The organism is Nocardia sp. GCM10030253, from assembly GCF_042675075.1.
In the GTDB taxonomy this organism is placed as follows: Bacteria; Actinomycetota; Actinomycetes; order Mycobacteriales; family Mycobacteriaceae; genus Nocardia.
Genome location: NZ_JBHTDL010000008.1, coordinates 294,454 through 305,604, shown reverse-complemented (window position 1 = coordinate 305,604; position 11,151 = coordinate 294,454). Strand labels below are relative to the sequence as shown.

Below are 11,151 nucleotides of genomic sequence, written 5' to 3'. Positions count from 1 at the left end.
GTAACAGGACATCGCCAGCAGACAGTGGGTGCGCGGGATCGCGGCGGTCGGCCGAGTCTGCTGCCGGGGAGATTCGTGACTTCGATTGCTGCTCAGGCAGATTGACGTGGCGTCCGGGTGAATGAGGCGCGGTAGGCGGTAGGCGGTACGCCGACATGGCGGATCATGTGCTGGCGCAAGGATTCCGCGGAACCGATGCCGCTATGCCTGGCGACCTGATCCATTGGCAGTGCGGTGGATTCGAGCAGCTCCCTGGCGCGGTGGATGCGTTGGTGTAGGAGCCATTTCTGCGGGCTGAGGCCGGTTTCCTCATGGAAGCGGCGGGTCAGGGTGCGCACGCTGGTGCGTGCGTGCGTGGCCAGCTCGTCCAGAGACAGCGGAGTGTCGAGGCGTTCCATGGCCCAGCTGCGGGTGGCAGCGAGGGAAAGACCGTTCTCGGGTGGGAGTGGGGCGTCGACGAATTGAGCCTGGCCGCCGGGGCGCACCGGCGTGACGACGGCGGCGCGGGCGGCCGCGTTGGCAATGGTCGCGCCGTAGTCGCTGCGAATCAGGTGCAGGCACAGGTCGATTCCCGCGGCGGCGCCCGCGGCGGTGGTCACCGGTCCGTCTTCGATGAACAGGGCGTCGCTACGGACGGTCACCTCGGGGAACATCGTGGCCAGCTCGTCGGCAAGTCCCCAGTGGGTGGTCGCGGTGCGGCCTGCGAGCAAGCCCGCCTGGGCGAGCACGAAGGCGCCGCTGCAGATCGAGGTGACGCGCTTGCCCTGCTCGACCGCATGCCGCAGTGCTGTCAGGGTGGCCTCGTCGGCGGTGCCGCGGCTGCCCGTGCTTGGCACGATGACAGTGTCCGCTTCGGCGATGGCGTCCAAGCCGTGCGTCACCACGACATCGAAGCCGCCGAGGGTTGCCTCGACCACGCCGGGCTCGGCGGTGCACACCACTATCCGGTACCCGGGCGCGCCGTCCACCGCCACATCGCCGAGCAGTGTTTCGGGCATGGCGAGGTCGAAGGCTTTCACCGGTGCTACGGCGACAACTGCGACAGTCTTCATGGCCTGATCCTTGGGATAGCTGGCTGTTCGGCCACTAGCCTACCTCCCGTCCGGCGGGCAATGTTGATCCCACGCGATCGGCAACCGGCTTGTACGCCATTGACGATCGTCTGAATTATCTTGTCTCAGAAGGGAAGTCGTATGTCTTCGCATGTCATCATCGGTAGTGGCGGCACCGCTTCGGCAACCGCGGTACTGCTTGCCGAGTCCGGAGACCGGGTACGGATGGTCAGCCGCCGCGGTGCGGGCCCGGAGGCTCCGAATATCGAACGGATCGCGCTCGACGCGGGTGATACAGCCGCCCTCGCCGCACTGGCGAAGGGTGCAGACACCGTCTTCAACCTGGCCATGCCCGCCTATCACACGTGGCCGCAGACGGTGCCGCCCTTGTTCGGGTCCATCCAGTCGGCCGCGGAGCAGTCCGGAGCGAACTATGTGATGCTCGGCAATATGTACGGCTACGGCCCGTCGGACAGCGTTGTCACCGATGACGCACCGCTCGCGGCGACCGGGCCCAAGGGCCGGGTGCGCGCGCAGATGTGGCAGGAAGCGAAGGCCGCACACGATGCGGGTCGGGTGCGCGCAACCGAGGTGCGGGCCGGCCAGTTCCTCGGCGCGGGCGCGGTGTCGCTGTTCTCGATCGTGGTGCAGCCGAAAGTCCTTGCCGGACAGCTTGCGCTGGTGCCTCAGGAACTCGACCTGCCGCATGCCTACACCGCGATCGGCGACGCCGCGGCCGCGCTGGTCGCGGTGGCCCGTGACGATCGGGCGTGGGGCAGGGCCTGGCTGGCGCCGACCATCACGTCCACTGTCCGCGAGGTCGCGGCGCGGCTCGCCGTCGCGGCAGGCGCGCCCGCGCCGCAACTGGCAGTGATGACCGACCGGGAATTGACGCTGCTCGGCAATACCGACCCGTTCTGGGCCGAGTTGTTCGAGACCTACCACATGTCGCACCAGAAGTTCACCGTCGACGATTCGGCGATCCGGAACACTTTCGGGGTTACCGCTAGCGATCTCGATGACATACTCGCGGAGGTGGTTCCGTAATCGGCATCCGGCTACGCCCGGGCGCAGTGCTGATGGTGCGGCGCAGTGTGATACCGCCGCAGCACGTTACGACGGAGCAGAACACGCCGGTCGGCACCGCATCGATTGGCTGGCGTTCGATGATCCCCGCGGGGTCGGGCGGACCGCCAGGCGGCGGGCTCCCCGTGGCCAATGCCGATCGAGCGCGTGCGCATCGAACTATTGTGCTTGCGGCACAACAATTTTCGCGGTCATGATCACGGACCGCACATCAAGCGGCGCGGTCGGGCGGCACCTCTTGCGCGGGCATCGGAAGTGGGGCAACCGGATCCGGCACGACAGCGGTCATTCAGGAACCCCGGTGACGGTAGGGGTTGTCACCGGGGATTCTGTCGTTGCTGCGTTACTGTCCGCCTCGCGGGAATCCGAGGTTGGTCTCTCCGAGAAAGGTGTACTCACCCTCGCTGGCGTCGAGCAAGCGACCGGCGAAGGTCATCGCCTCGATGAGCGCCTGTACCGCGTCGACACCGAAGATCGCACGTGTCAACGATTCTGGCTCCATGCCCTCGATCCGCACCAGGCAGGAGTAGGAGCCGCCCTACGCCATACCGTCAGGTCAGCACCCAGCGCCGGGGCCGGTGGCCCCCGAACAGCTACCCAGTCGCGAGGCGGACAGTCCGGGACCCTGGCGCTGGGTGCGCCTTCCAACTACACGGAACACACACGCGCACAAGGGGTTGCAACTGTTTCCCAATACTGCGTAATACTGAGCGAATATACGTTCTAATTACGTATCCTGGTGGTGTGAATCTCACGGAATGGGCCAGGTCGCAGGGGATGCATCCCCAGACTGCGTATCGCTGGTTCCGTGAGGGAACGCTGCCGGTTCCGGCGGTGCGGGTGAATCAGCGCACGGTACTGGTCAATCCGGTCGCCGCGACGAGCGCGGCGGGCGGTGTGGGTTTGTATGCGCGGGTGTCGTCGCATGATCAACGGGCTGACCTGGATCGCCAAATCGCGCGGCTGGCCGAGTGGGCTGGTCGGGCTGGTGCCACCGTGGTGCGCGTCGAAACCGAGGTCGGCTCCGGTATGAATGGTGCCCGCAGGAAGGTCCGGCGGCTGCTGGCGGATCCGAACGTGGTGACGGTGTTGGTGGAGCATCGGGACCGGCTGGGTCGGATGAACACCGAGTTGGTCGAATCCGCGCTAGCCGCGCACGGGCGACGGTTGGTGGTCATCGATCCTGGTGAGGTGACCGATGATCTGGTGCGGGACATGGTCGAGGTGCTGACCTCGTTCTGCGCGCGCTTGTACGGGCGCCGATCGGCGCGCAACCGTGCGGTCAAGGCTGTTGGTTGTGCGCACCGTGATGTGGGCCTCGCCGATTTTGTCGATGTCGGGTGTGGTGGCCAGGCCCGTGGGTAGGTCCCGGCGCCGGTCACCGTTCGTCATTGCCGCACCCGCGGGTGTGCGCATCCGTACCCGGCTGCACCCCACCTCCGGCGAGGCGTCGGTGCTGTGGGAGATAGGGAACTTCAACGGCCGGTTGTATCGCCACGAGCTTGCCGCGCGCATCGAGCAAGGCACGCTGGACCGCAAGCAACAGGGAGAACACCGGACCCAACGCAAACGCGCACTGACCGCCGATACCTCGTCGCGGTGGGCCGGGGCGATCACCCGATCTGTCGAGGATCAATACCAGTTGGGAATGCGCGCGCTGGGCGCGCACGTGCGCAGCATGGACTCGGCGATCGAAACTCTTCAGGCGCGTTGCGCTCTCGCGCCGAACGAACGCGACGGGAAGAATACCGGCTATCGAGACGCCGCAGAACGCTTCGCCAAGACTCGTCGCCTCGCGGCCCTGCGCGACCGCGTTGAGCAGGCTCGCCACGATTTCGCCGAGGGGCGCCCGGTGATTGTGATGGGCGGGAAACGGTTGTGGCGCAACCGCAACCGCCTCGCCGACGCGGGACAGTCCGAGACCGAGTGGCGTCAGGGTTGGGATGCCGCGCGCATCTTCTTTACCGCCGATGGTGAAACCGGCAAAACCGGTGGGAACGAAACCATCCGCGTCACACCAGCCACGGGGCAGCTGCGGATCAAAGTTCCCGCCGCTCTGGCGGATCAGTTCGGCACCTACCTGGGCATCGCTGCTGAGGTGGTGTTCCATCATCGGCGCGAGGAGTGGCGCGATCGGATCGAGCGCAACCGTGCCGTGCGCTACGACGTCGTGTACGACCCGGCCCGCCGACGCTGGTATCTGGACGCATCCTGGGGCATCGCGCCCACCGCGTCTGTCGAGGTCAGCGCCATTCGAACCGGGCGAGTTCTAGGTGTGGATCTCAACGACGGGCATCTCGCGACCTGTGTCCTGGACAAATCCGGAAACCCGATCGGCGAGCCCGCCACGATCGCGGTGGCAAAACAAGGCTTACCAGCGTCGCAGCGTGACGGTCAGCTGCGTGCCGCGATCACCGCACTCCTGGACAGGGCCGAACACTCCGGTTGCGCAGCGATCGTGATCGAGAACCTCGACTTCGACGACGCCCGCAGCACGGGCCGAGAAACGATGGGACGCGGCCAGCGCGGCAAACGATTCCGTCGAACCGTCGCGAGCATCCCCACCGCCAAATTCCGAGAACGCCTGCGCGGCATGGCCGCACAACGCGATATCACCGTGATGGCGGTCGATCCCGCCTACACCAGCAAGGCCGGGCGCAGATCCTGGCGCACACCCTTACAGCAACAAACACAGACTTCCGGTTACACGGTCACCACCCACCACGGTGCGGCTGTCGCGATCGGTAGACGCGGACTTGGATTCAAGCTGTCGCGTCACTCGAGCGGTCCCCGTAACGCACAGAGGAGCGTCACGGGCCAACCATCGAGCCTGGCGACCGTATCGAATCGGGTGCGTGCGACGTGTGAGAAGCCCTGCCCCACCCCCGGTCCTGAAGTGAGGCCGAAGCGGTCCGGCAGCAAGCGCCACACGCCCGCGGCCAAGACCGTTCGGGCCGCAACCGAGCAGTATTCACTATCGCTCACTAATTAGGAACGGTACCGCCCAATGCCCGTAGCTGGTCTATCTGGCTGGCCATCGCCGTCGGGAAAGCTGCGCGAGCCCACCGCAGAACCGACGCCCGCGACAACCGAGCAGGCCGTCCGAGGATCGGACAACCCCGGTTACAGAGCCGGGTGTCTTTGGAACGACTTGAGCCTGGAAGTGCAGCCGGAAGTTTAAATATGTTGCGACCAAGAATGTTTCGCCCTGGTGGTGCCCGCGTTCTTGCTGCTGTGCACACGGTCATGAGAGGGCGAACCCCTTGCCAATCAGTACGCTTGTGATGCATCGGGCTTCATCCGGCCCGCCTGGATCAGTGTTTGCCGTGCCGCCGCCTTCCGGGGGCATTCGTCAGCGCTGCACCCGCGGTGCCGTTGCATCGTCATGTGGGCTTCATCCACGCTCATGGGGCCGTCGGGTGCGTCGTGCGGCCAACCGCTAGGCCATAACTCAGCATCAGCGGGGCGCGTCTTCCGGGACTCTATGCGCCGTTGCTCGGCTCTCCACTCGGCCTGTACATGGTCCACAACGTCTTGCACTGATGCGCGTTCCGAATCGTCTTCCCGCCACCAGTTGAACCCCACCGTCATCCCCTGCCGTGGTCGAACACGTCAATTCCGGCCTCTTGAACCTCGGCGATGAGTCCAGCGTCGATCAGCGACTCGATAACGTCGCCGATGTCTTCGCCACGGGCAGCGAGCATCTGAGCCCATGTGAACTCGCCACCCGTTCGCCCGTCGGGAAACACTGGGCTCCATGTGCCGTCGTTGTTGCGTGCCCACTGAGTCGGTACATCGGCGTCGTCCTCGATCGTCTCCGAAAGGTCCACTAGCGCGTCACGCAACCGGATCAGATCCTCTGTGTTCATCTCGCACGCCTCGAGCCGTGCACGAGCGTGTTTCAGTTCATCCCAGGTCATCGACTGGCCTCCGTGGTCTTGTTCACCCCTTGGGCACACACCGGCCGCCGGGGACCACCGCGACGGACTCACTTCGCCCGATGTGCCCTTGCCGAGAGGGGGTCGCGGGCGAGGCTTCAACCCGGCGGCCGGGTGTGCTGGAACCAGCCTCACAAGCCCTGGCGAAGGTCACAATGAGAGTCCTGACCAGCTATGTTGCAAACTACTAATTTTGAGGACTCACAGAGGTGAACAGCGCCGCGTACCGTTGCTCTATGGGCGCACAGCTAGGGGACCGCCTGCGCAACATTCGCAAGCGGCGCGGGCTTACACAGCGAGAACTTGCGGACCGATCCGGCGTATCGGTGCAACTGATTCAACTGCTCGAACAAGGCGGGCAGGAGACGACCCGTACCGAGACCGCACGCAAGTTGGCGACCGCGCTACGTGTCGAGACCTCGGCCTTGATCGTCAAGCCTGACAGCGCCGACCCAGAAACCACAGATGTGGAGCTGTGGGCCGAAGTGCGCCAGGCGTTGGCCGGGATCTACCCCGCCGACGAGTTCGCCGAACCGCCGACGGTCGGCGGTGTCGACGCCACGTTCGCGGAAGCGAAGCCACTGTTCCGCGGCGGGCAATTCATCGAGCTTGCGCCAACACTTGTACCGATGCTTCGTGACGCCGATTATCTTGTGTCCGTGGCAGATTCGGGGAACACCGACGCCCGTCGTCTGCGGTCTCGGATACGACAAATGGTGGCGTGGCAGATGTGCCTTACGTGGCAGTTCGATGTGGCAGACCACGCTATCGCCCTAGCTCTGGATGATGCACCTGACATTCGGACGGCCGCGCCACTCGCCGACGCCGACTGCTGGCGATGGATTCGGCAGGGGGATCTTGCGAAGGCGCGGGAAGTGGCAACCCGATGGGCAGACGACCTCGAGCCACGCCGGATATCCAAGGCGTCCCGCGAAGACCTCGCATCGTGGGGGCTTATGCTGCAACGGGTTTCGACAGCCGCGATTCGTGACAACCGGCCCGGTGAAGCCGAGGACGCGCTAGCGTTTGCCCGCGTGGCTGGCATGGCTATACGCCATGGTGAGCATGACTCGAAAGATGGTCTGTTGCACGCCTTCGGACCGGTGACTGTTCAGATGCTCGCCGCCGAGAACGCGATGGTTGTCGACAAGCCGGAAGCAACGCTTGCGATCGGTGCGAAATTGGCGGGGGTGAAATACCCGTTGCCGTGGCCGTGGCAAAGACACCGGCTCGATGTTGCCGCCGCGCACGCTGCCATGCGTCAGTATCCCGAAGCGTTGACAGTGCTTCAGCAGATTCGGCGAGAACTGCCCGAATGGCTTGTGAAGCAACGGTTCGCACGTGACATCCTCGTGGGGATAATTGAGAAGCGGCGAACGCTGACGCCGGAGATCAGGGAGTTGGCCGATTTCGTGAACGTTCCGTACTGACTTTCTCCTCAAACGCAGGAAAGCACCCCACAAGCGGCCCCGTTCAGAGGAACCAGCGGAAAGACGTGCGATTCGATCCGCCGTTCGATTGGTTCGGCACCTCGAGCGTATCGCCGAACCTGCCGACGCCATCAGCAGCGGACCATGACGGCACCCGATTCTGCCTCGCCGGGCCCTGCCTGTTCGGGCATGTCGACCCCAACGACGAAAACTCGGCATGCCGCGGCAGTGACTCCGCCACCTGGCCGGAGTCGGAGGCGGGCCCCGACAGCAAAGATCAGTGGGGGAACAAGTACTACGACTGGACCGAAGTTCTCGGTTCGTAGTGGGAAGGTAGACCGATGGCGGATCAGATCATCCAGACGCCCATGTTCGCTGAGCTCGTGGCCGCTGCCGAGAAGATCGCGCGCGATCGCGGGGACAGATACGTAGGCACCGAACACCTCGCGGTCGCGATCTTTTCCGATCCCGACGCCGTTGCAACCCGGGAACTACGGGATCGGATGGGTGTCGACCCGGCCGAACTCGTTCGGAGGTTGACCCAGTTCATGGATGCGCCGCTGCCGGGGCCGGGCGAGTACCGGGTGCGGCGGCTCGACGGCACGACATCCATCCACCCGGTCAGCAAGTCCGCCTGACACGACAAAACCGCCCCGACTCCTGCTCATGGCAGAGGTCGGGGCGGTGTCGTGCATCCGGGATAGGATCCCCAGGCGTTTCAGGTGGGCGACAAGCGACGTTATCTCCGTCATCGCCGAGGGTGACGCGCCGGGCCGCTACCCGTTCGATTGGTTTCGGCACCTCGAGCGTATCGCCGAACCTGCCGACGCCATCAGCAGCGGACCATGACAGCACCCGATTCTGCTTCGGCGAGATGCTGAACGCCGACTTTTCCGTTCCCCGTCGCTGCACGGAGTGGCTGTATGCCTACCTGTCGCATGTCGCCCCGGATGCCGCGCTGGTCGATTGCTGGACGGATGCGGTGCGCGGACTGCGTCCCCGACGGCGTCACTGACATGCGGGTGCATTCGGCAGGAGAACACGCGCGCTGAATGTCCGAGACTCCAGCGTTCCGATGCGCAAGAATCCAGGATATGTACCGGCTGATGCGATGCCTGGTTTCCCTCCTTGCCCTTTCGGCTGCGATAGTCCCAGCTACGGTGGCTGCGGCCGACCCTGGCGACTCCAGCATCCTCGATGTGCGCCCGCTCGGTGGACGGCAACTCGAGGTGGTGGTCCACTCGGCGGCGATGAATCGTCCGATCACGCTGTGGATGTCGCATCCTGGTTCGGGCGCGCCTGCTCTGTATTTGCTCAACGCCGTGGACGGCGGCGAAGAGGGCGGCCCGTGGATGCGCCGCACCGATGTCGCGGAGTTCTTCGCGGACAAGAACGTCAACGTGATCGTGCCGGTAGGAGGGCGCGCCAGCTACTACACCGACTGGGTGCGCGACGATCCTGCGCTCGGCCGCAATCAGTGGACCACCTTCCTGACCAGGGAGCTGCCCCCGCTGCTCGAGTCGCGCTTCGAGATGACCGGGCGCAATGCCGTCGCGGGGCTGTCCATGTCCGCGACGTCCGCACTGAACCTGGCGATCGGCGCACCCGGCTTCTATCAGGCCGTCGGCGCTTACAGCGGCTGTCCGCGGACCAGTGACCCGTTGGCGAATGCTTATGTCCACGCCTCGCTCGCGGCGTTCGGCGCGAATGCCGACAACATGTGGGGCGCAGCCGACAACCCGTTGTGGGCCGAGCACGACCCGACGGTGCAGGCCGAGCGCCTGCGCGGCCTCGCCCTCTACATTTCGGCGGGCAGCGGCGCTCCCGGCGCGCACGAGACCCTCGGTGACCGTGGCATCGACGGCAACCCCGTGCGACTGGCGGACCGCATGCTCGTCGGTGGCGTCATGGAAACCGTCATCGGCGGCTGCACCCGCCCCTTCACCGACCGCCTCGCCGCGCTCGGCATTCCCGCGATCGTGACTTTGCGCCCCGGCACACATGCCTGGACCTACTGGCAAGACGACCTGCACGAGTCCTGGCCGATGTTCGCTGCGGCTATCGGCGCATAACCGCAGGCGAGCGGGCTCACCGCGCCGAAGGCGATGCCGCGAACCTGTCGGTACTCGGGGCGACAATGTGCCCATGGCATACGACGTGGAACTGGCCGACCGGATCCGGGAGCTCATCGAACCCGGACCCGATCTGACCGAGAAGAAGATGTTCGGCGGTCTGGCGTTCCTGATCGGCGGCAATATGGCGGTGGCGGCGAGCGGGCAGGGCGGGCTGCTGGCCAGGGTCGATCCCGAGCAATCCGACGTGCTGCTCGCCAACGACTTCGTCGAGTCGATGGTGATGGGCGGCCGGTCGATGCGCGGCTGGCTGCGGGTCACCGACGAAGCGCTGGCGAGCGACGAGGCGCTGCACGAATGGGTGGAGCGCAGTGTCGATTACGCCCGCTCGTTGCCCGCGAAGAAGTAACGCCGCGAGCTGCGTCGGGCTGCGATTCGGACAATCAACGCAAAGTGGGCGAATGCTCCAGCGGCCGTGGCACTTTCGGCCGATCGGGGCCTTCCCCGGCGCTGTCGCGATGATTAGGCTGCCTCGATGACGCCTTTCACACATGCGGGCATTGCGGTGCTGATGCTGGGCGGTTCAGTCTTCGGGGCGGCAACCGCGCACGCTACCCCGGGGTCTGACATCACCGCGGTCACCCTCGCCGAGGCACAGATACCGGCCGGGCTGCTGCCATTCGTCGCGGGCACCGACCTCGTCGTCCGCGAAATCACCGTCGCACCAGGCGGTTCCACTGGCTGGCATTACCACGACGGTCCGGTTTTCGGCTTCGTTCGCTCCGGGACGCTGACCCACCCCGGCCCGGACTGCGTCGCACCGGTGTACCGCACGGGCGAGTTCATCTACGAACCCGCGGGCTCCTGGAACGTCCATATCGGCCGCAATCTCGGCTCCGAGCCGCTGGTCCTCGATGTCGTCTACGCCCCGCCCACCGGCAAGCCACTCTTCGAGGACGCGGATGCTCCGCGCTGCGCATGACCGCGCCGGGTAGACCACAAAAAAAGAATCTCGAGAAATCTGCCGAGATACGTCGAAGCGTGATGACCGGCTCCGACCGAAGGGTGACAGCAAGTCATCCACCGAGCAAGGAGCCATCATGACCGTCACCACCTTCTTCTGGTTCGACAGCAAGGCCGAGGAAGCCGCCACCCGCTACACCGAGATCGTCCCCGACTCCCGCGTCGTCGACGTGACCCGCAACCCGGATGGTTCGGCGCTCATCGTCTCCATCGAACTGGACGGCCAGTCCTACACCTTGATGAACGGCGGCCCTGGCCACCCGCTCACCGACGCCGCCTCGGTACAGCTCATCGTCGACACCCAGGCCGAGGTCGACCGCCTGTGGGACGCCCTGGTCGAGGGTGGTGAGCCGGGTCCCTGCGGCTGGCTCACCGACCGCTACGGCCTGTCCTGGCAGGTCGTGCCCGCCGCCCTCCCCGCCCTCATGAGCGGAGACAACCCCACCAAGACCGCCGCCGTCGGCGCTGCTCTGCAAACCATGTCCAAGCTCGACATGAAGGTTCTGCAGGACGCCTACGACCAGGCCTGAGTCTGGACATGGGGGCAAGC

The 11,151-nt window shown here is 65.5% G+C and carries 13 protein-coding genes and 1 pseudogene; 11 read left to right on the top strand and 3 right to left on the bottom strand.

Features of this window, described 5'->3' with window-relative positions; all coding sequences use genetic code 11:
• Positions 1-92: 92 nt before the first annotated feature.
• Positions 93-1,052, bottom strand: coding sequence for a GlxA family transcriptional regulator (locus tag ACFQZZ_RS19920; protein ID WP_378682645.1), 960 nt, complete (start codon positions 1,050-1,052; stop codon positions 93-95).
• 141 nt (positions 1,053-1,193) lie between these two features.
• Here ACFQZZ_RS19920 and ACFQZZ_RS19915 point away from each other — a divergent pair, with 141 nt between their 5' ends.
• Positions 1,194-2,099 (top strand): saccharopine dehydrogenase NADP-binding domain-containing protein, encoded by a 906-nt coding sequence (locus tag ACFQZZ_RS19915; RefSeq protein WP_378682642.1) that lies wholly within the window; start codon positions 1,194-1,196, stop codon positions 2,097-2,099.
• A 382-nt stretch (positions 2,100-2,481) separates the two neighbouring features.
• Here ACFQZZ_RS19915 and ACFQZZ_RS19910 read toward each other — a convergent pair.
• A pseudogene (locus ACFQZZ_RS19910) lies at positions 2,482-2,661 on the bottom strand (DUF6968 family protein); the annotation flags it as partial.
• 221 nt (positions 2,662-2,882) lie between these two features.
• Here ACFQZZ_RS19910 and ACFQZZ_RS19905 point away from each other — a divergent pair.
• The gene (locus ACFQZZ_RS19905; protein ID WP_378682639.1) at positions 2,883-3,503 is read left to right on the top strand and encodes an IS607 family transposase; all 621 of its coding nucleotides are present in this window, start codon (positions 2,883-2,885) and stop codon (positions 3,501-3,503) included.
• Entirely contained in the window at positions 3,496-5,130 is a 1,635-nt protein-coding gene (locus ACFQZZ_RS19900; protein ID WP_378682636.1) for a hypothetical protein, read from the top strand. Before ACFQZZ_RS19905 ends, ACFQZZ_RS19900 begins: the two co-directional genes overlap by 8 nt.
• A 595-nt stretch (positions 5,131-5,725) precedes the next feature.
• Here ACFQZZ_RS19900 and ACFQZZ_RS19895 read toward each other — a convergent pair.
• Positions 5,726-6,007, bottom strand: coding sequence for a hypothetical protein (locus tag ACFQZZ_RS19895; protein ID WP_378682633.1), 282 nt, complete (start codon positions 6,005-6,007; stop codon positions 5,726-5,728).
• Positions 6,008-6,312: 305 nt separating this feature from the next.
• Between ACFQZZ_RS19895 and ACFQZZ_RS19890 the strand changes: the two genes are divergently transcribed.
• From ACFQZZ_RS19890 to ACFQZZ_RS19855, 8 genes are all read left to right on the top strand, one after another.
• Positions 6,313-7,506 (top strand): helix-turn-helix domain-containing protein, encoded by a 1,194-nt coding sequence (locus ACFQZZ_RS19890; protein WP_378682631.1) that lies wholly within the window; start codon positions 6,313-6,315, stop codon positions 7,504-7,506.
• 65 nt (positions 7,507-7,571) lie between these two features.
• On the top strand, positions 7,572-7,832 hold the full coding sequence (locus ACFQZZ_RS19885) for a hypothetical protein (RefSeq protein ID WP_378682628.1): 261 nt from the start codon (positions 7,572-7,574) through the stop codon (positions 7,830-7,832).
• 15 nt (positions 7,833-7,847) lie between these two features.
• A complete protein-coding gene (locus ACFQZZ_RS19880; RefSeq protein WP_378682625.1) occupies positions 7,848-8,144 on the top strand; it encodes a Clp protease N-terminal domain-containing protein in 297 nt (98 codons plus the stop codon).
• Between the two features lie 122 nt (positions 8,145-8,266).
• Positions 8,267-8,521 (top strand): hypothetical protein, encoded by a 255-nt coding sequence (locus tag ACFQZZ_RS19875; RefSeq protein ID WP_378682622.1) that lies wholly within the window; start codon positions 8,267-8,269, stop codon positions 8,519-8,521.
• Between the two features lie 79 nt (positions 8,522-8,600).
• Positions 8,601-9,578, top strand: coding sequence for an alpha/beta hydrolase (locus ACFQZZ_RS19870; protein WP_378682619.1), 978 nt, complete (start codon positions 8,601-8,603; stop codon positions 9,576-9,578).
• A gap of 73 nt (positions 9,579-9,651) precedes the next feature.
• Positions 9,652-9,987 (top strand): TfoX/Sxy family protein, encoded by a 336-nt coding sequence (locus ACFQZZ_RS19865; RefSeq protein ID WP_378682616.1) that lies wholly within the window; start codon positions 9,652-9,654, stop codon positions 9,985-9,987.
• 126 nt (positions 9,988-10,113) lie between these two features.
• On the top strand, positions 10,114-10,560 hold the full coding sequence (locus ACFQZZ_RS19860; protein ID WP_378682613.1) for a cupin domain-containing protein: 447 nt from the start codon (positions 10,114-10,116) through the stop codon (positions 10,558-10,560).
• A 118-nt stretch (positions 10,561-10,678) separates the two neighbouring features.
• The gene (locus tag ACFQZZ_RS19855; RefSeq protein WP_378682610.1) at positions 10,679-11,131 is read left to right on the top strand and encodes a VOC family protein; all 453 of its coding nucleotides are present in this window, start codon (positions 10,679-10,681) and stop codon (positions 11,129-11,131) included.
• The last annotated feature ends 20 nt before the right edge of the window (positions 11,132-11,151 follow it).